Consider the following 20,705-nt stretch of genomic DNA (forward strand, 5'->3'; position numbering starts at 1 on the left):
GTCGACGACGGTGCGGGGGGAGGTCGTCACCGCCGACCCCGTTCGAGCAATGTGGAGATCGGCTTGTAGATCAGGAACGTGATGACGCCGTTGAGCACGAACTTGATGAGGTTGAACGGCAGCAGCACCGGGACGATGAGCTTCGCGACGTCGGCCATCGACATGTGCGCGTACATCGGCGTGATGACAAGGTTCGCGCCGATCGCGACCACGAGCGCGAGCAGTGCGCCGACGATGATGCCGACGAGCGCCGACGTGCGCGTGCGGCGGCGACGGTAGATGACGGCGGCCGGCACCGAAAGCGCGAGCGCCACGAGCACCGCCATCAGCGTGCCCCACGGATTCGTGAAGAGGTGGGGGAGGAAGCCGAGGACGCTGACGATTGCGGCCGCCGACGGGCCGAAGGCGAAGCCGGCGACGAGGCAGACGACGCCCGAGGGATCGTATTTGAGCCACGGCGCCGCGGGCATGAGCGGGAACTCGATGAAGCTGACGGCCATCGCGAGCGCGACGAACAGCGCGTACATCGCGATGCGGCGCGTGGACCAGCGGCCGCCGTCGCCGACGCCCGTCGAATGCGCGTCGTCGGGCCGCCGGTCGCGCAACGTGCGCGCGGCGGACGTCGAGACGGGCTTCGCGGCGCCGCCGGTAGCGGTCGTGTTATCGGTAGCGGCGGCGTTATCGGTGGCACGACCGCCGTTGGCGACGCTACCGGTAGCGTCGTTGACGGCGTTGGCGGCGGCTGCGTCGTCGGCGGCGGGTGTTGCCGTACCGCCGGCAGCGGCGGGGGATACGGACCGGGCGTCGCCGTTGGTGATCGGGCGTTCGTCGTCGGTCGGCTGTTGGGATGCGGACATGAGGGCATCATCGATCGTGCTCATCGCAGAGCTCCGTTTCTTCCATCCGGACTGTCACCGTTGGCTTCGGAATCCGACCGAATCCACCGCTTTCGCGGGTTGCGGGCTTCGCCGTAGGCGCATCGGATGCGCGGCGCTACCGCCAGTAAGGAATTGCACCTTCCTTGAAACTACATGTTCCATCTGTATACGCAGGCCGGGATAAACAGACGCCGTCGATTGCGCGAAGTGCGCCTGAAGACGGGTGGAGGAGGGATATTCGTCGGGCAAACGATGGTCAGGGAAACCCTTGCGTGATGCGTGGATGCGAGGAAACGCAACATGACAATCGTTATCAGAAAAACATCGTTTCAGAATGTGGATAGTTTGCGAAACACCAATGTTTACTGGTTGAACTAATATATCATATAGTAGGGCAGTCATTCGCGGATGCATGGCGCATCGGCCGACGGGCCCGAGATGGTGAAATCACTGGGTGACACCCCTGGAAACGGTAAGGAAGGTTGACGATGATTGAGACGGCACAGGCGTTCGGCGTGGACATTGGAGGATCGGGCATCAAGGCTGCGCCGGTCAATCTGGAGAAGGGCGAGTTCGCGGAACCGCGACTGAAGATCCTCACCCCGGAGCATTCGACCCCGAAGGCGGTCGGCGACATCGTCCGTCAGCAGCTCGAGCACTTCGCAGTGCCCGAGGACATTCCGGTCGGCATCGCGTTCCCGGCGCCGATCAAGCCCGGCCAGAAGCTCGACTACATGGCCAACCTCGACCAGTCCTGGATCGGAGTCGACGTCACCGAGGTCTTTTCGGAGGCCTGCGGCCGTCCGGTGACCGTCGTCAACGACGCGGACGCCGCCGGCGTCGCCGAGCAGCGCTTCGGTGCGGCCGCCGGACAGGAGGGCCTCGTCATCGCGACGACGCTCGGCACCGGTATCGGCACCGCGCTCATCTATGACGGCGTGCTCATCCCGAACACTGAGCTCGGCCACATCCAGTTGCCGAAGGGCAAGGGCGACGCCGAGAAGTACGCGGCGTCGTCGGTGCGCGAGAAGCTCGATATGGGCTATAAGAAGTGGGCGAAGCGCCTGACGAAGTACTACAGTCTGATGGAGCTGTACTTCAGTCCGCAGCTGTTCGTCGTCGGTGGCGGCGTCAGCCGCGTCTCGGAGAAGTTCCTGCCGTACATCGACATCAAGACGCCGATCGTCGCCGCAAAGCTGCACAACGAGGCGGGCATCATCGGCGCCGCGTACTACGCGAGCAGGAAAATGCAGAGGAACGCCGACTGATTTTCGGTGCGTGAGGCGTCGAATGACGCCGCAGCATCCCGAGGGCGGCCGCCGGAGAAACACTCCGGCGGCCCCCCTTTGCCATGCGCCGTCCCGGCGAACCGTGCCGCCCGTCGTTACGGGTGGTCGTCGTTACGGGCAGCCGATTCTTACGGGCAGCCGTCATTACGGGCAGCAGTCGTTGCGGGCAGCCGTCATTACGGGCAGTCGTCATTACGGGCAGTCGTCATTACGGGCAGTCGTCATTACGGGCAGCCGTCATTACGGGCAGCCGTCATTATGGGCAGCAGTCGTTGCGGGCAGCAGTCGTTGCGGGCAGTCACTGTTGCGATGGGGGATCGGTTTGACGAAGTCCGCCCGTCGGATGGCGACTCCCATGGGTGGCGGCTGCTTACGGGTGGCCGCCATCTGCGGAAGATCGTCGAGCACCGAGCGAAAATGTGCGGGTGCGCGTAGATTGAGGATGTGCGTTTTTCCCGAAGAGTAGACATCGATGAACCCAATCCAATCGCGAAGGCAGAGGCCGCATTGAAGGCGGAGGGGATACGGCCGGTCGCGCTCAACGATTCGAACCCGACGAGGCATGGTCTGGCTCCGTCGTCGCTGCCGACGGTCTACGCCGCCGAACCGCGCGGACAGCGTTATGCGCGCGAGGCGATCGCCGACTACATCAACGCGACCGTCGAGCCCTACGTTCCGGATGCCGACGATGATTCCGCCGCGCATGCCTCCCGTAAGCAAACGCATGCGGATGACCTTATATATAAAGGTACGGGCGCAACGATCCTTCAAAGTGCCGCCGGTAACGACGATGCCGTCGACGATGAGACTGCTGCCGATAGCGTATACGCGGATGTCGCTACCGATAGCGCCGTGCGTGTGAGTGCCGCCGGTAACGGTGACGGCGTTGACGATGGCGATGCCGCCGATAACGACGACGGCGACGGTGCTGCCTGTAACGACGGTGCCACCCGTAACGATGGTGCTGCCCGCAACGATGGTGCCACCGGTAAACAGGAGGAAGGGGGTGCTTCCCGTAAGGACGGGCAGGCGAGGGCCGATGAGGTGTATCTGCTCAGTTCGACGTCGCAGGCGTATTCGTGGCTGATGAAGCTGCTGTGCGACGCCGGCGACGCGGTGCTCGCGCCGAAGCCCGGGTATCCGCTCATCGAATCGATCGCACGGCTCGAATGCGTCGAGGCGCGCTTCTACCAGCTGCGCTTCGACGGTTCGTGGTTCATCGACGTCCCGCAGATCGAACGGATGCTCGCCGAGGACGCCGACCGGCGCATCCGCGCGGTCATCGTCATCAACCCGAACAATCCGACCGGCTCCTACATCAAGCCGGCGGAACGCGAGGCGCTCGTCGCGCTGTGCCGCCGCTACGGCATCGCAATCATCGCCGACGAGGTGTTCTTCGACTACCCGTTGGAGCCGTTCGACGGCAACCGGAGGCTGAGCGGCGAGCCGCGCATGCTCACCTTCGCGCTCGACGGCTTCTCGAAGACGCTGGCCGCGCCGCACGCGAAGGTCGGATGGATCCGCGTGTCCGGACCGGACGACGACGTGCGCGAGGCGTGCCGCCGGCTCGACGTCATCGCCGACGACTTCCTGCCGATGAGCGAGTTCGTCGCCCGCGAGATCCCGGCGATGCTGCATGAGGCGCCGCGTCAGCTCGACGCCGTCGGCTCGCGCATCCGCGCGAATCTGGCGACGCTGCACCGGATGCTCGACGGGGACGACCTCGGCGTCGTCGACGTATTGCGCGCCGAAGGCGGCTGGAACGTGCTGCTGCGTTTCCCCGGGGTCATCGACGAGAACGACCTCGTGCTGGCAATGATCGACGCATCCCGTACGAGCGGGCAGCCGGGGTATTTCTTCGACATGACGTCGAACGGCTATCTCGCGATCTCGCTGCTGCCCGAGGAGGAGCTGTTCGCGCGCAACGTCGCGACCGTGCTCGACGCGGTGCGTCAGCGGCTCGGCATCGCCTGATACTTGCTGCGGATGAGCTGCGTGTAGAAGTCGGTCGCGTGCCTCGGGTCGCCGTCGAACACGATGTGCGCCTCGTCCATGACGAGCACGCGCCGGATCTCGTAGCGTTCGTCGGCGATGAGCTCGACGTCGTGCGTCGTGAACACGACCGGCCTGCCGTAGCGGAACAGCCGTTGCGCGACATGCGCCGAACTGATCTCGTCGAGGCCGCGCGTCGGCTCGTCGGCGACAAGCATCGCCGGCAGATGGCAGCAGGCGACGGCCATCGCGAGCAGATGCAGCCGTTCGCCGTCGAGTGCGTCGAGACGCATATGGCGCACCTCGCCCAGGTCGAAGGCGGCGAGCAGGTCGCCGATGCGTGCGGCGCGTTCGGTCGGCGGCACATGATGATGTTCGAGATAACCGTCGAGCGCGTCCTCGACGGACTTCGCGCGCTGGAAATGGGCGCGCACATGGTCGAGGCTGACATAGCCGATCGCCGAGGCGACGACCGGGCGGTCGGCGCGGCGCGACAGCTCGCGCGGCTCGCCGTCGACGATGTAGTCGGCGGCGCCGGACGTCGGCGACTCCTGCGCGCCGACCATCCGGATGAGCGTCGACTTGCCGGCGCCGTTGAGACCGATGACGGCCACGTTGCCGCCGTCGTGCGCGATGCGCAGGTCGGTGGGCTCGCAGCCGACCGAGCCGTCCGCGTAGACGTAGCCGGCGCCGTGCAGCTCAATGTCGACGGTTTGCGCGGGCGGTCGGCGTCGGCGTGAGGGGAACAACGAATCGAAAACGCTCATACGGCCATTGTATCCATGCGCGTTCATGCGTCGCCGCCGCGTCCGACCACGGGCGTCGGCGGCGGAGTCCACATCGGCGATGATGACGACGGCGTGCAGGATGCCGTCGGTAAGTGCGGGAGTGCCCGCGTCCTGAAGCCTGCAGCGGCCTTGTGTCTACGGCAACGCGAACCAGCAGCGCACACGGTGGAAGAGCGCAGGATCGTTGGCGACGAGCATGTCGTCGCGGCCGACGACGAAGCAGGAGGCGACGGCGAACACAAGCGCCGCGCCCACGATGACGGCGACGAGCGCGCGCGTCCACGGCCAACGACGCATCATCAGCGCGGCGACGGGCACGGCGGCCACCATGAACAGCCATCCGAAATCGGCGATGTAGCGCCATCCGAGGCCGCCGACGAAGGCGTCGAAGACGACGAGGGCGGCCGCGAGCGTGAGCGTCGTGACGAGCGTCGGCCACCAGACGCCGCAGCGGCGGCGCACGGCCGGCCACGGCAGCGCGAACGCGCACAGCGCGAGCGGCATCATCGTGAACAGTCCGCCGACGCACGGCTCGGTGAACGACCAGCTCGGCAGAGGCGTCGGCGACAATGCGAGGAACGGGAACATACCGGTGAGACGCGGCGGCAGGAACAGATAGTAGAGGACGGTCAGCGGCATGTTCCCGGCCGGCGTGTGGAAGCGCGTCATGTCGGTGACGGTCAGCTGGTAGGCGTTGCCGAAGTCGAAGGGGGAGCCGAAGCGCAGCTGGTTGTAGACGAGGACCGGCACGGCGGCGGCGAGCGCGGGCAGCAGCATCGCCGCCGCGAAGCGTCCGATGCGCCCGCGGTCATGCGCCCGCGCCGCGCGCAGCAGGTCGGGCAGGAACAATGGCAGCGCGAACAGCGCCGTGAACGTGAAGGTCGGACGGCAGCCGATCGTCGCCGCAATGCACAGCGCGCCCCAGGCGACATGCGGCATCGAGACGATCCGCAATGCGCGCTCGCCGCCATCGTGATCCTTGCCGTCCGCGTCCGCCGTGCGCACGGCGCCGAGCCACAGCCACAGGCCGAGCATCGCGAGCAGCAGCCCAGAGGAGAAGGGGATCGAGTAGAAGTTCGTACGGAACCACAGGTACGGCAGGTTCGCGCCGAGCATCGCCGCGACGCACAGCAGCATGGCGGCGGCGAGCGACGTGCGCGGCGCGACGCGGTCGATCAGGCGGATGACGAGCAGGCAGGCGACGACGCTGACGCCGGCCATCAGCCACAGCTGCGCGCAGGTCGTCGGCAGCATCAGGCCTCCGGGCGTGAACCACGAGGTGACGACGCGGAACGGCAGGAACAATGCCACAGCCGGCAGCACGCCGAAATACGAGTACCAGTGGCCGTCGTGGAACGCATAGTCCCAGTAGATCGGCGTCGCGCCGTCGGCGAGCATGCGCGCGCGTGCGGAGGGATCGTAGGGGTCGGCGGCGGCGGCGAGCGCGTCGGGGACCGGAAGGTCGAGCGCGACGCCGCCGTGCAGCAGCGCGTCGGCGAGATGGCCGTACTGGTCGAAGTCGAAGGTGTAGTCGCCGTCCTTGTGGAAGACGAGCGGATGCGCCCAGCCGATGATCATCGCGCTGCGGACGGCGACGTAGACGCCGAGCGCGCCGGCGGCGAGCGCGAACGCGAGACGCTGGCGCCGGCTCGAGACGTCCAATGCGATATGCCACAGGCCGGTCGACGGCAGCAGCAGGATGATGAAGGCGGCCGCCGCGGCCATCGTCGCGACGCGCGCCCAGTCGAAGACGAAGGGGACGCGCACGTTCGCGCGGAGGTTCTCGATCGGCACGAGCGTGCCGCGCGGCTCCTCGATCCAGACACGTACGAGGCCATGCGCCGGCGCGCGGAACAGCAGCGCCGACGGCGTCGACGGCGAGACGACGACTGCGGGGGAGCGGAACGCCCAGCTGTCGCCGTCGCGCGTCGCGACGCGCAGATGGACGGTGGAGACGACGTCGTCGCCGCGCGCGCCGTCGCGCAGGGCCCGCACATGCGTCTGCGGCGTCGCGTCGGCGCGCCAGTACTCGCTGCTGCCGTCCGCCTCGACCTCGACGTAGGCGCCGGCGGGGTCGCGCACCTCGAGCAGCCCCTGCGCGGTGCGCGACAGTCCGGGCCCCAACGCGTTGGCCGCCGACGCGGAGTCGGTGGACGCGCCGATCGAGCGCCAGTGCGCGAGATTGCACACGACGCATTCGACGATGAGGATGAGCGCGATCGCGACGAGCGCGGCGCGCAGGACATGCATCGGACGCGACCGATGGGCAGAGCGGGAAATCACAGCCATTATTCTAACGGCACCGTGGGTATCGGCGGGCACGTTGTACATTAGTCGTATGAGACAACGGCACGGAGCACAGGGACGACGGGGACGGCTCGAAGGACGGGGCCGTGGGGACGCGCAGCAGACGGAGCGCATGGCGGCGCAGTCGCGGCGCGGCGGCGAGACGACCGTGGCCGCGCTGCCGCAGCCGCTCGAACATGCGCTGCGCGCGCTGCGCGCCGTGTTCCGCTGGAGCGACGACGTCGCGCCGGACGCGCAGACCTACCGCGTCGGTGCCTTCGCACGCCGCCATATGTTCGACGGATTCCCCGGGGAACGCCACGACGCGACGCCCGGCTGGCTGCAGATCCCCGGCACACGCACCTTCGCGATCGGCCTGTTCGTCCGCCACGACCGTTTCGTGCAGCTCGCGCTCGCCGACGACCGCGGCCGCGTATTCGCGACCGGCGAGCCGCGCGCCGACCTGCAGGGCCGCGAACCGCGCCTCGTGTTCGACGCCGACGCCGCACGCGGGCGCCGTGACGGCGTCCGACGCGGCACAATCACGGCATTCGACGCCGGCGGCGACGTCGTCGTCGGACGATGGACGAAGACGCGCTCCGGCTACACGCTCGGCTCGATGCGCGCGGCGCTGCCCGACGCGCTGCGCACCGGACTCGGCTACCGCGACGCCGTGACCGTCGCCTTCTTCGCCGCCTACCTGCAGCCGCGACTGCGCGGACGACTCATCCCCTTCGGCTCCGACGACCTGACATGGCGCCTGTCGCGGCAGGCGCCGCTGAGCGCGATCCGCACGAGCGTGCGCGACGAGGAGGAGACGAGGATGCTCGGCATGCATGTGTCGGGCCTCGAGGAGTACGCGATGCGGCTCATGCGCGAATCCGGCGCGCTCGACGACGTGCCGGGACTGCTTCCCGACCACGGCGCCGAACCGATGCACACGCTGCGCTCGCCGTACTCGGGCTGCTACTTCCTGACCTGGGACACGTTGATGCCCTTCGACGCCGCGCTCACGTCGCTCAAGATCGAAGGCTCGCTCAACCGCATGGCCGCGCTGCGCGCATGGCTCGACGCGAACGCGGCGCGCGGCGACGGGCCGACCGAGGACGCGGCGAGCGCGGCGCAGCTCGCGCTCGCCGACCGCACGTTCCTCGAGAACCCGGCGCTTGTCGCCTTCGACGCGTCGCGCGACGTCGACCCGGACGACGCCGATTTCGGCGTCGTCGCCGGCTTCCCGGCGTTGGCGGAACTGACGGCGCAGGCGCTCGCGATGCAGTATCCCGACCCGGTGCATACGCGGCCGGAACACGACGCCCCGCTGTTCGCCGAGGACCTGCACGGCGGCGTGGCGGACGACGCCGACGACGCACATGACGACGGCGCGGCCGGGGACGGCCGGCGCAGCGCATGGGTCGTGCGCCAGACGCTCGCACGGCTCATCCGTTCGATGCGGCTGCCGTACCGCTTCGACTGCGACTTCCGACTCGACCCCGACGGCGGCGCCGCGCTGGAGTTCACGGCGGCCGGTCTGGCGCTGATGCCGCGCGGCGTCTACGACGCAGGCCGCGGACAGTGGACGAAGACCGACGCCGCATGGCGCGCGCGGATGAGCGCGCGGTACAACCTGCGCGTCGGCATCATGCTCGCCGCGCTCGCCTTCGGCGTCGACGAGCGGCTCGACGAAGTGGCGATACGCATCGACTCGCTCGGCCTCGAGGAGGCGATCGCCGAACAGGACGACGTCATCCGCTCGACGATCAGCGACGCGCTCAACGCCTTCGAACATCTCGGCGACGCCGGCCGCGAGCATCTCGGCGGCAAGTCCGACCCGAAGGACGGCGACCGGCACGGCAATCCGACGCGCATCATGACGCCGCCGAACATGCCTCCGATGGGCGCCCCGCGCGACGGACGCGGCGAGGAGCCCGCCTCCGGCGGCGACGATGACTTCGACGCGCTGATGCGCGGCGGCGGCATCGACGAGGTCACCTTCGCCCTCGAAGACATCCACGGCGACGGCCACGGCGGCGACGTGCCGCCCTTCGCCGCGACGCGCGGAGCGGATGCGGCAGCCGACGCCGGCGTCGGCGGTGATGACGGTGCGGAGAATGGCGCCGCGCAGAACGCGGACGGCGCCGATGGTTCCATGGAAGCCGGCGACGGCGAGGCGCCTTCGGCGTCCTCCGGCGACGACGCGATCGAACGGCTGCGTCAGGGGCCGACGATGCGCACGCTGACGACGGTCGTCTTCACGCGCGCGATGTTCCTCGAGCGTCTGTCCCGAGACGGCCTGGCCGACCCGGTCGGCACGTACCGGATGTTCGGCGCGGCGCTCGCACTCGACGATGACGGCGGACTGGGGCCGGTGGACCCGGGATTCTCGATCTCGGACGCGCGCTTCTCGCCGCAGGGCGCGCAGGATGCGCCCGAGGAGCACAACCGCAGGCTCGACGCGGGGGCTGCGCATGTGCTCGGCGCCGACGACACCTTCGGACTGGCGATCCAGCGCGACGACCTCATCAGCAATGCGCTGGCCTGCTTCCACACGCTCGCCGCCGACGCACGGATGCCGTCGGCGCTCAAGGCGCAGCGCGCGATGGACGTCATCGAACGGATCGGCGACCCCGAGCTGCTCACGCACGCGACCGACGTCACGTCGGCGCTCATCGACGGCGACGACACACCCGACTTCACGTCGATGCTGCTCAGAGACCTCGACGACGCGCGGCTCAAGGCTCGCGACCTCTTCTTCTCCGGACAGCCCAGGCAGGCGCTCGCCGGCGTCGAACAGGCCGTCGCCGCCCTCGACGACATGTACCGCGATATCGACGGCGTGCCCCGCTACTTCAACTCCTACGCCGACCGCGTCGTCTACAACCGGCTGTTCGCGCTGCCGGACGAACATACCGTGCTCATCCCGGACACGTTGTTCTACGCGCATCTCGAACTCGCCGACGCGCTCGGCCAGATCGAGGGCCCCGAGGCGGCGCTCAGGCATCTCAACGCGCTCGTCTCCTACGCGCCGTCCTACGCGCTCACGCATCTCAAGCTCGCGGTGCAGCTCGCGCAGAACGAGGACTGGGATTCGGCGAGGGCCGCCTGCCTGAACGCGCTGCGCGTCTCGCTCGACCGCTCCGACGCCGCCTACGCCTACTACCGCCTCGCGCAGGCGGCGTGGATGCACGACGAGTTCGACGTCGCCTACGCCGCATACATGCTCAGCGGGGCGATCGGCGACGACACGGCGACGCGGGAGACCGAGATGAACGAGGTGCGGGCGCGCGCGCTGTCGCAGTGCATCCGCCTGCCGATGACGCTGCAGGAGGCGACGGCCACGCTCGAGGCGCACGACGTGCCGGTGTGGCCGCGCACCGAGGTCGCGCCGATCGTGCTCGACGCGGCGCGCGTGTGCGTCGACCGCGCGATGTTCGTCCCGGCGCGCACGCTCGCCGTCGCCGCGATGCGCCTCGTCGGCGACGACACGGACGCCGTGCAGCTGCAGTTCCTGCGCTCGCTCAACGCGTAAGGTTTTCGCGCCGCCGGCGGCGGGTCGGCGTCGCACGGCCGATATATTGGAGATGGTCCGGCCGCACGTCGCCGCGGGCGACGCGGACGGCGCGCGGCCGGACCGGAGAACAAGGACGGAAAGGTGCGGGACATGCAGACGGCAGCTCGGGACGATGCGGACATGAAGGACGGGAAGGACGTCATCGGATCCGACCGGTGGATCGACGCGCTCCGGTACGACGACAACGACGCGATGGACCTCGACGACCTCGACGTGGACGCGCTGACCGCCGAACAGGCGGCGCGGCTGTGGTCGCGGCTCGCGGCGTGGGTGGAGACCGACCAGATGGCCTACTACGTCGACGACGCGCCGGTCTCCTCCGACGCCGCCTACGACGCGCGCATGCGTTGCCTGCAGCGGCTCGAGGCGGCGTTCCCGCAGCTCGACTCGCCGTCGTCGCCGACGCGGCGCGTCGGCGGCACGTTCTCGAACGAGTTCGCCTCGGTGCGCCATCCGTCGCGCATGATGAGCCTTGACGACGTGTTCTCCTACGAGGAACTGCGCGCCTGGTACGACGGCGTGCGCGCGGCGCTCGACTGGCCCGAGGGCAAGCCGCTGCCGATGACCTGCGAGATCAAGATCGACGGCCTGGCGCTCAACCTCATCTACCGCGACGGCGTGCTCACGCAGGGACTCACGCGCGGCGACGGCGTGACCGGCGAGGACATCACGATGAACGTGCGCACCTTCGCCACGATCCCGGCCACGCTCGGCGGCCCCGAAGGCGACGTCCCCGAACTCGTCGAGATCCGCGGCGAGGTGTTCATGCGCTGGGACGACTTCCATGCGCTCAACGAACATCAGGAGGACGAGGGCAAGGCTCCGTTCGCCAATCCACGCAACGCCGCGGCCGGTTCGCTGCGCCAGAAGGACCCGCGCATCACGGCGAGCAGGCATCTGAGCTTCTACGCGCATGGCCTCGGCGAACTCGTCTGGGGTCCCGGCAAGCCCGTCGACGTCGCCGACGAGGTGCACGACCAGTCCGAGGCGTACGCGCTGTATGCGAAGTGGGGCGTGCCGGTGTCGCCGCATACGCGCGAGGTGACGAACTTCGACGAGATCATCGCTATGATCGAATACTACGGCGAGCACCGCTACGACATCGAGCACGCACTCGACGGCATCGTCGTCAAGGTCGACGACCTCGCGCTGCAGCGCAGGCTCGGCGCTACGTCGCGCGCGCCGCGCTGGGCGATCGCCTACAAGTACCCGCCCGAGGAGGTGAACACTGAGCTGCTCGACATCGTCGTGCAGGTCGGACGCACCGGGCGTGTCACGCCGGTCGCGATCCTCAAGCCTGTCTACGTGGCCGGATCGACGGTCTCGCGCACGACGCTGCACAACGGCTACGAAGTCAAGCGCAAGGGCATCCTGATAGGCGACGTCGTCGTCGTGCGCAAGGCCGGCGACGTCATCCCCGAACTCGTCGGCCCCGTCCTCGCGCGCCGCAAGGGACGCGAGGGGAAGCTGCGCGAGTTCCACATGCCGACGCACTGCCCGTCATGCGGCACGCTGCTGCGCCCGATGAAGGAGGGCGACAAGGACCTGCGCTGCCCGAACGCCGAATCGTGCCCGGCGCAGCTGACGGAACGCATCATCAACCTCGCTTCGCGCAAGGCCTTCGACATCGAGCATCTCGGCGAGCAGAGCGCGATCGCGCTGACGAACCCGGAGGACGACCGCCCGGATTCGGTCGAGGCCTACGCGCCGAACATCGTCGAGGTGCGTGTGAAGCCGGGCGAGGAGCCCGAGCCGTACATCGCCCTGGAAGGATTGGCGCTGCCCGACGCGCAGCAGCCGGTGCTTTCGAGCGAGGCGGACGTGTTCGACCTCGACGCGCGGCGCCTCAAGGACGTCTACGTGTGGCGCGAGGCGCCGATCATCGAGATCAGCGAGAAGGTCGAGAACGGCAAGCGCCGCAAGGTGCGCAAGCGCATCGGCGGATCGGGGCTGTGGCACCGCGTGCCGGCGTTCTGGACGACGCCGACGAAGGCGAGCGACGCGAAGCCGGTGCCGGCCGACGGCGTCGTCGTCGGCGTCGACGGGCGCAGCGGCCGCGGCATCTACGTGTGTCCGACGGAGACGACGCGCAAGATGCTCGACGAGGTCGACAAGGCCAGACACACCGACCTCGACCGTGTGCTCGTCGCATTGTCGATCCGCCGCCTCGGGCCACCCACCGCGCGTCTCATCGCGCAGCATTTCGGCACGCTCGACGCGATCGAGGACGCGGACGTCGACGAGCTCATGCAGATCGACGGCATCGGACCCGAGATCGCCGAATCGGTCGTCGACTGGTTCGCCCAGGCGAAGGACCCGACTAGCTGGCGCGGCAAGGTGCTCGCCGCATGGAAGAAGGCCGGCGTGGGCATGGAGGCGGATAAAAGCGACCTGCCGCAGACGCTCGCCGGACAGACGGTCGTCGTGACCGGATCGCTCGAGACCTATTCGCGCGATTCGGCGAAGGAGGCGATCATGGAACGCGGCGGCCGCGCCGCAGGGTCGGTCAGCAAGAAGACGGATTGGGTCGTCGTCGGCGCCAACGCGGGCTCGAAGGCCGCCAAGGCCGAAGCGCTCGGCATCCCGATGATCGACGAACGGCAGTTCGACGAATTGCTCGCCACCGGCACCGTCGAAGGCGTCCGTCAGGCGAACGCGAGCGAGCGGAGCGTGTCCGCGGAGGCGTGACGGCGATATGTCGCCGCCGGCGTATCGCCGACGCGCACATCGCGCACATCGCTCATGGCTGCGCATGGCCGACGGCATCATCTTCGTCGGCCATGTTTCGTCAGTGGTGATTTCGTCGGTCGTGCGCGGTCGATGCCGATGACGACCTGCGGCGCCGGCCGTCGTCGATGACGGTGTCGCCGACGACGGCCGCGTCAGCGTGCATCGTCGGATGCCGGCGCGGGGTCGGCGTCGATGAGCGTGCGCGCAAGACGGACGAAGGTGTCGCCGAAGTCGTCGTCGCGCAACGTGCCGTCTTCGTTGAGCACGGCGGGCCGTCCTTCGGTCTCGCCGATCTCGCGGATGCGCGGATCGAGCGGCAGCTGCGAGAGCAGCGGCACGTCATGGCCGAGCGCGCGCGACAGCTGTTTGCTGACGCGCGCGCCGCCGCCGGCGCCGAAGATCTCGAGGCGTTCGCCGCCATGCTCGAAATAGCTCATGTTCTCGACGACGCCGCGCACATGCATCGGCACCTGCAGTGCGACGAGCCCGGAACGCACGGCGATGTCGGAGGCGGAGGGCTGCGGCGTCGTGACGACGACGAGTTCGGCGTTCGGCAGCGCCTGCGCGACGGAAATCGCCATGTCGCCGGTGCCGGGCGCCAGATCGAGGATGAGGACGTCCGGATCGCCCCACCACACGTCGGCGAGGAACTGTTCGAGGGAACGCTGCAGACGAGGGCCGCGCCACAGGATCGCGCGGTCGGAGCCGGCGAACATGCCGATCGACATGAGCTTGACGCCCCACGACGTGACCGGCATCAGCATGCCGTTGAGATTTGTCGGCTGGCTGTGCACGCCGAAGAGGCGCGGCAGCGAGAAACCGTAGATGTCGGCGTCGATCGCCGCCGTGTCGTAGCCGAGCGCGGCGAAGGTGGCTGCGAGGTTCGCGGAGATCGACGATTTGCCGACGCCGCCCTTACCGGATGCGATCGCGAAGACGCGCGTTTTGATGCCCGGCTTGTTGAACGGGTTCTCGCGGCGTGCGGCCTTGAGGTCGTTGACGAGCGCGTGCAGCTTCTCGTCGGCCATCGTGCCGACGTTGATATGCGGCGTGAGCCGCGCGTACGGGTAGCTGGTCACGGCCTGCTCGATCTGCGCGGCGATCTGTTCGGACAGCGGACATCCGGGCACCGTCAGCTCGACGTCGACGACCACGTCATAGGCGCGCCGCGCCCCATCGCGCCCATCGCCGGCATCGCTACCGGTAGCATCGCCGAAATCGTTACGGGTGGCATCATCGACATTGTTACGTGAGGCGTCGTCGCTACGGGTGGCATCGCGATCGGCAGCATCGTCGTTACTGGCAGCGGCATCCGAATCGTTACGGGTGGCATCGCCGGTACGCGGAGTGCCGCCCGTAAGCGTGGGGGAGGAGATGCCGCCGGTAGCGTTTTGGGAGGCGCCGCCGGAGGTCGGGATGACGGTGACGTTGGCGATCATTCCCAATTGCGTCACGGAGCGGCCCAATTCGGGGTCGATGACGTGATCCAGGCGTTCCATGATGGCGTGTTCAATGATCGTCGTCTCGTCGCTCATTCGGTTTCGATGCCTTTCTGCATGCATGGGGGACAGGACCCGAGGGAGATTTCGTCGGGGTCGAACAATGACCCACTGTATTGCATGCGGGGATGACGCGCCAGAGGCGGACGAATCGTTACGGGCGGCACGATCACGACGAGGGTGATCGTGCCGCCCGTAACGGTGTATCGTATGCGGGGCGCAATCAATGGCGTCTCATCGATGCGTCCCGTAAGCAGCGTGTGCGCATGCGCCGACGGTTACGGGATGCATCCGCAACGCGCCGGACGTCATCGGCGTCCGGCGGCGAAATGGTCGAGCGCGCCGGTCTTCACCAGCATCCGGTAGAGCGCCCAGCTCAACGCGCCGGCTATGAGCGCGCCGGAGATCACCGACGTGCCCAGATAGATGCCTGCACGCAGAGCGCTCCAGCCGGGATTCGTGACCCAGTAGTAGATGCCGCAGCCCAGCCCCGCCAACGCTCCGGAAAGCATCGTGGCCGCCAGATTCCACACCCGGTAGGCGAGCAGCGCGAAGCCGAGTTCGGCGCCGAGGCCCTGCATGATGCCGACGACAAGCGAGCCGCCGGCGCCCCACTGGTTGCCGAGCAGCAGCTCGAGCATCGCCGCGACGGTCTCCGCATACAGCGCCGCGCCGGGCTTGCGGATGATGATGGCCGCGAGCGGGCCTGCGAACAGCCAGAACGCGTTGAGGATGCCTTCTAATCCCGGGGTGACGGCGCCGAACAGCGCCAGCGGCGCGGTGCAGATGAGGTCCCACACCCAGAAGATGAGGCCGGATGCGGCGGCGATGGCGGTGGCGGTCACCAGATCGACGACGCGCCATCGGCGCGAAGCGTACTGGATCCGTGCGGCGTTGATTTCGGTATCGGTCATGAAAAGTGCCTTTCCTGATCATATCCATATGTGGTTCATATGGGGAAGGCACGGGGAGAAGAGACGTCCGTGCGTCGGCATTATCCGATTCACGTTCATGCGGTCGAAGCTCATGCTTCCTCTCAGCCTGCCTGGGCAAGCCCCCGTGTCCGCATCCAGTAAAGCAGAGGCCATGCACTTTCGGCCGGCCGATCGCATGGCGAAGACGACACAGGGGGCGGGTGACGTCGAATGACGTCACCCGCCCCCTGTCGCTTCGCTATCGAATCAGAGAAGGGATCAGATGTGGAAGTAGAGCTCGTACTCGAGCGGGGTCGGCTGCAGACGGGCCTGATCGATCTCGCTGCGCTTGAGGTCGATCCAGGTCTCGATGAGGTCCTCGGTGAAGACATCGCCGGCGGTCAGGAAGTCATGATCCTCCTCGAGCGCGTCGAGCGCCTCGGCGAGCGAGGACGGCACCTGCTTGATGCCGGCGTGCTCCTCCGGAGGAAGCTCATAAAGATCCTTGTCGACCGGCTCCGGCGGCTCGATGTGGTTGAGGATGCCGTCGAGGCCCGCCATCAGCTGCGCGGAGAACGCGAGGAACGGGTTGCAGGACGGATCCGGGGCGCGGAACTCGATGCGCTTGGCGGCCGGCGACGTGCCCGCGAGCGGGATGCGGATCGCGGCGGAGCGGTTGCGCGCCGAGTAGACGAGGTTGACCGGCGCCTCGAAGCCCGGGACGAGACGATGGTAGGAGTTGAGCGACGGGTTCGTGAACGCGAGCACCGACGACGAGTGCTTGATCAGGCCGCCGATGTACCAACGGGCCATGTCGGACAGGCCGCCGTAGTTCTTCTCATCGTAGAACAGCGGCTTTCCGTCCTTCCACAGCGACTGGTGGCAGTGCATGCCGGTGCCGTTGTCGCCGGCGATCGGCTTCGGCATGAAGGTCGCGGCCTTGCCGGCGAGCGCGGCCGTCTCATGGACGACGTACTTGTACTTCATCAGATCGTCGCCTGCATGCTGCAGCGAGTTGAAGCGGTAGTTAATCTCCTGCTGGCCGGCGCCGGCGACCTCGTGGTGCGCGCGCTCGAGGATGAGGCCGACCTTCTGCAGGTTGGCGACCATGTCGTCGCGCAGGTCCTGCGTGTGGTCGATCGGCGGGACCGGGAAGTAGCCGCGCTTGACGCGGTTCTTGAAGCCGATGTTCGGCGTGCCGTCCGCTTCGACGTCGAGGCCGGAGTTCCACGGCGCCTCGACGGAGTCGACCTCGTAGAAGGAGCCGCGCATGTCGTTGCCGAAACGGACCTTGTCGAAGATGAAGAACTCGGCTTCCGGCGCGAAGGAGGCGGTGTCGGCGAGGCCGGTCGACTTCAGGTAGGCCTCGGCCTTCGCCGCGACCTGGCGCGGATCGCGCGAGTACGGCTCATCGGTCAGCGGGTCGACGATCGAGAACGCGACGTTGAGCGTCTTGTGCTTGCGGAACGGATCGATGTAGGCGGTCGTGATGTCCGGGACAAGCTTCATGTCGGACTCGTTGATGGCCTGGAAGCCTTCGATGGAGGAGCCATCGAACGGCATGCCCTCGTCGAATGCGTCCTTGAGGAATTCGCTGGCAGGGACCGTGAAATGCTGCTGAACACCAATCAGATCGGTGAAGCGAACGGAGACATATTCAATGCCTTCCTGATTGATCAGGGCCTCGGCGTCTTCCTTGGTTTCGAGTGTGGTCACGGGACCGCTCCTTTCAATAAATGGTTACGTCTATCAGCATAGGTCACAGCGTTTCGCTCACTCGAAGTTTGAGTTACGAACATGTTTCGTGCAGCGCGAACAACGTCGTCGATACGGCGGAAACGTTGGAACGACGACGATGCTTTGCCGAAGCGGCGACGACGCGTGCACCGTGCGGCTGCGCACAATGTGGACACCGCGTCGTCGCCGCGACCGTTTACGGGAGGCGGACATCCTTTGTTCGTTCGTTTGTCCGTTACAGGTAGCGGACGTCATCGTTTACGGGTGGCGGGACGTCCGTTGTTACGGGCAGGCATCCGTTGTTACGGGCAGCGCATATCTATCATTACGGGCAGCGGCGTCCGCCGGGGAGACGATCGCCGATGACGGTCGCGGAAACGATGACGGTCGCGGGAAAAGGGGAGACGGGTGCATCGACGGATGAATGCAACGAAAAAAGGACCGGCAAAGCCGGTCCCAGAACGAGAAAAGCGCGTGCGGTCAGCGTCCGCGCATCGCGCGCTTGCTGACCTTCTGCATGCGCATCGGGTCGATGCCCTTGGGGATGCCCATGCCGCTCTTGCGCTGCAGCGTGTGCAGACGCTCGTTGAGCGTGATGAGCTGGTCTTTGGTCATCACGAAGCGGCGGCGCTTCTTGACGGCGCGCACGAGCTTGTTGGAGCTCGTGTTCGGGATGTACGTGCGCTTCTTGAGGATGACGTTGCGCAGGTCCTTGAGACGCACCTGCTCGGGGCCGGTGCCGACGCAGATGCGGTAGATCGGGATCTGCGAGCCCGCGGTCACGCCCTTGATCAGCTTCTCCTGGCGGTCCATCGCACGCATGACGCGGCCGTAGTCGCCCTCGCCGATCAGATAGATGCCCTGATAGCCGGTGCCGCGCCAGATCGCGTCATGCGATCGCGGGTCGACCCACACCGGTTCCTGCGGGAAGTCATAGCCGGCCCTCTTCATGTTGCCGAGGACGCTGATGGACGCGCCAGGCTGGCCCTCGAGCTGCTTGAAACCGATGGCGTCCGCACGGCGGGTGAGCACGATCGTGGCGAACAGCAGGCCGGTGACGGCGGCGAGGATCATCCAGCTGACCCAGCCGAACCAACCCCAGTGGAACACGAATCCGCAGACCAGCGCGATCACGAGCGGGACCGCGAACACGCCGCCGACGATCCACGGCAGCGCCTTGTCCTCCCGGTGCGTGAACTGGTAGATCTGCTTGATCTGGCTGAACATGCCGCGCTTTTTCTTCTTCGGCTGCTCGTCCTTCGATGCCATGAATCGCCTCTCCTGTCACTCTGCGAACGCTATCGATGCGTGCTGTTGCAATGGTTCCATACTCTATCAGCTGACCATCCCCATCCGTTTGCCTACGGGCGGCAGTCGGGAACGTGGGACGTCGACGATCGGCTCGGAATCGTCAGCGGGTGTGCAATGGTCGTCCGTCGGCCTTGAGCAGCGTCTCGCCGATCATCTCGCTGAAGGTCGGGTGCGGGTGGATCGCATTGGACGCCTCGTGCAGCGGGATGCGGTTGGCGACGATCTGCTGGGCCTCGGCGATCATGTCGCTCGCGTCCGGTGCGACGACGTGCACGCCGAGCACATATTCGGTGTCGTCGCCGCCCGCGTCGCGCCCGCTGACGATCGAGAACGAACCGCCGGTGGCGCTCATGACCATGCGCGGGTTCGACATCACCGGGAACACGGTCTCCCGCACGTCGGCGTAGCGCGCGTCCGCCTGCGCCTGGCGCAGCGTGAGGCCGACGGTGGCGAACTCCGGCGAGCTGAACACGATGTTCGCGATGGCGTCCTCGTCCACCGGCTTCGCCTTGAGCCCGGCGATCGTCTCGGCGATGACGAGTCCCTGCGCGAAGGCGCGGTGCGCAAGCGCATGGCCAGCGGTGATGTCGCCGAGCGCCCAGACATGGTCGAGGTTCGTGCGGCCGTAGTCGTCGACGACGACCATGCCGGCGTCGTCGAGCGCGACGCCGCAGTCGGCGAACCACGGCTCGTCGGTGTTCGGCGTGCGCCCGATCGCGCCGAGCGCGATCTCGGCGCCGATCATGTGCTCCTCGTCGTCGTCGCCGAGCGTGTAGCGCACGGTCACGCCGAGGTTCACGCCGGTGTCGATGCCGCGCACGTGCGCGTTGCGGATGATGTCGATGCCGCGGCGTTTGAGTTCGCGTGACAATGCAAGCGCGGCGCGGCGGTCGCTCTTCGACAATACGCTGTCCTTGCGGATGAGCAGCGTCACGTCGCTGCCCGCGCTGTTCCAGATCGACGCGAATTCGAGCGCGACGGCGCCGGAGCCGATGATGACCGCGCTGTGGGGGAACGTGTCGATCGACAGCGCTGCCGTCGAATCGACGATCGCGCCGTGGTAGGCGGTGCCGGGAAGCTCGCGCGGACGCGAGCCGGTGGCGAGCACGACGTCGTCGGCCGTGATGTCGAGGTCGCCGGCGATCTCGTCGAATCCGCCGTTCTTCGCGAACCTGCGCACATGCTCCTGTCCGGCGGATGGCACGACGTGCACATGATGGTCGGCGCTGAGCGACGCGTCGCCGCGGTAGACGGTGATGCCGCGGTATTCGACGAGCGCGCGCAGCCCGTCGACGAGCGTCGCGACGGTGTGCTCGCGGTAGTCGCGCAGGCGTCCGAAGTCGATCTCCTCGAGCTTGGAGACGATGCCCATCGATTCGCCGTGCGCGAGCGCGTCGAGCGTGCGGGTGGCGGTGATGAGCGCCTTCGACGGGATGCATCCGCGGTTGAGGCAGGTGCCGCCGAGTGTTTCGTCACGTTCGATCATGACGACCGATCTGCCGAGTTCCGCCGCGCGCAGGGCGGCGGAATATCCGCCAGGGCCGGCGCCGATGATTGCGATGTCGAAATGTAGGGATGCCACGATGCCTCCAGGAAGCTGCGATGTACGACCGATAACCGGCAACCATTGTAGTGCAACCCGTAGCGGGGGATGTTCGGGTTGAAGGGCGCGGGGGAGGAGGCGCGAACGGAAAAGGGCCGGGACGAAGCATG

At 67.4% G+C, this 20,705-nt stretch carries 11 protein-coding genes, 2 pseudogenes and 2 riboswitches; of the genes and pseudogenes, 4 read left to right on the forward strand and 9 right to left on the reverse strand.

The genetic code is table 11. The annotated features are described in order from the left end of the window. Positions 1 to 26: 26 nt before the first annotated feature. Positions 27 to 605: an ECF transporter S component gene (locus tag BcFMB_RS05935; protein ID WP_232513913.1), complete on the reverse strand. Its 579-nt coding sequence runs from the start codon at positions 603 to 605 to the stop codon at positions 27 to 29. Between the two features lie 282 nt (positions 606 to 887). Then, positions 888 to 1,033, reverse strand: a riboswitch (FMN riboswitch). A gap of 333 nt (positions 1,034 to 1,366) precedes the next feature. On the opposite strand from BcFMB_RS05935, the gene ppgK reads away from it, so the two are divergent. Beyond that, on the forward strand, positions 1,367 to 2,146 hold the full coding sequence (ppgK, locus tag BcFMB_RS05940) for a polyphosphate--glucose phosphotransferase (RefSeq protein ID WP_099721277.1): 780 nt from the start codon (positions 1,367 to 1,369) through the stop codon (positions 2,144 to 2,146). Positions 2,147 to 2,674: 528 nt separating this feature from the next. Then, complete coding sequence (locus BcFMB_RS05950) at positions 2,675 to 4,141, forward strand: pyridoxal phosphate-dependent aminotransferase (RefSeq protein WP_024540833.1); 1,467 nt, start codon at positions 2,675 to 2,677, stop codon at positions 4,139 to 4,141. Here BcFMB_RS05950 and BcFMB_RS05955 read toward each other — a convergent pair. Both BcFMB_RS05955 and BcFMB_RS05960 read right to left on the reverse strand, forming a co-directional pair. Continuing rightward, positions 4,120 to 4,926, reverse strand: coding sequence for an ATP-binding cassette domain-containing protein (locus BcFMB_RS05955; RefSeq protein ID WP_024540834.1), 807 nt, complete (start codon positions 4,924 to 4,926; stop codon positions 4,120 to 4,122). The genes BcFMB_RS05950 and BcFMB_RS05955 overlap by 22 nt on opposite strands. Positions 4,927 to 5,082: 156 nt before the next feature. Continuing rightward, on the reverse strand, positions 5,083 to 7,230 hold the full coding sequence (locus BcFMB_RS05960) for a hypothetical protein (protein WP_232513763.1): 2,148 nt from the start codon (positions 7,228 to 7,230) through the stop codon (positions 5,083 to 5,085). Positions 7,231 to 7,285: 55 nt separating this feature from the next. On the opposite strand from BcFMB_RS05960, the gene BcFMB_RS05965 reads away from it, so the two are divergent. Further along, positions 7,286 to 10,759 carry a tetratricopeptide repeat protein gene (locus tag BcFMB_RS05965; protein WP_157775141.1) on the forward strand — a complete coding sequence of 1,158 codons (3,474 nt, stop codon included), beginning with the start codon at positions 7,286 to 7,288 and terminating at the stop codon, positions 10,757 to 10,759. Positions 10,760 to 10,891: 132 nt separating this feature from the next. Beyond that, a complete protein-coding gene (gene ligA / locus BcFMB_RS05970; protein WP_099721280.1) occupies positions 10,892 to 13,489 on the forward strand; it encodes an NAD-dependent DNA ligase LigA in 2,598 nt (865 codons plus the stop codon). A 194-nt stretch (positions 13,490 to 13,683) separates the two neighbouring features. Here the strand turns inward: ligA and BcFMB_RS05975 are convergent. From BcFMB_RS05975 to BcFMB_RS06000, 6 genes and pseudogenes are all read right to left on the reverse strand, one after another. Continuing rightward, a pseudogene (locus tag BcFMB_RS05975) lies at positions 13,684 to 14,709 on the reverse strand (Mrp/NBP35 family ATP-binding protein); the annotation flags it as partial. Positions 14,710 to 14,943: 234 nt separating this feature from the next. Next, positions 14,944 to 15,066: pseudogene (locus BcFMB_RS10075) on the reverse strand (iron-sulfur cluster assembly protein); the annotation flags it as partial. A 272-nt stretch (positions 15,067 to 15,338) separates the two neighbouring features. Then, a complete protein-coding gene (locus tag BcFMB_RS05985; RefSeq protein ID WP_033491186.1) occupies positions 15,339 to 15,944 on the reverse strand; it encodes an ECF transporter S component in 606 nt (201 codons plus the stop codon). Positions 15,945 to 15,992: 48 nt separating this feature from the next. Then, positions 15,993 to 16,101: riboswitch (TPP riboswitch) on the reverse strand. Between the two features lie 122 nt (positions 16,102 to 16,223). Continuing rightward, complete coding sequence (gene glnA, locus BcFMB_RS05990; protein WP_024540851.1) at positions 16,224 to 17,660, reverse strand: type I glutamate--ammonia ligase; 1,437 nt, start codon at positions 17,658 to 17,660, stop codon at positions 16,224 to 16,226. Positions 17,661 to 18,161: 501 nt separating this feature from the next. Beyond that, on the reverse strand, positions 18,162 to 18,950 hold the full coding sequence (locus tag BcFMB_RS05995; protein WP_099721281.1) for a DUF4191 domain-containing protein: 789 nt from the start codon (positions 18,948 to 18,950) through the stop codon (positions 18,162 to 18,164). A gap of 142 nt (positions 18,951 to 19,092) precedes the next feature. Then, positions 19,093 to 20,574, reverse strand: a complete 1,482-nt coding sequence (locus tag BcFMB_RS06000; RefSeq protein ID WP_024540853.1) for a dihydrolipoyl dehydrogenase family protein — start codon at positions 20,572 to 20,574, stop codon at positions 19,093 to 19,095. Between the last annotated feature and the right edge of the window lie 131 nt (positions 20,575 to 20,705).

The sequence above is a fragment of the Bifidobacterium choerinum genome, from assembly GCF_002761235.1.
GTDB lineage: Bacteria > Actinomycetota > Actinomycetes > Actinomycetales > Bifidobacteriaceae > Bifidobacterium > Bifidobacterium choerinum.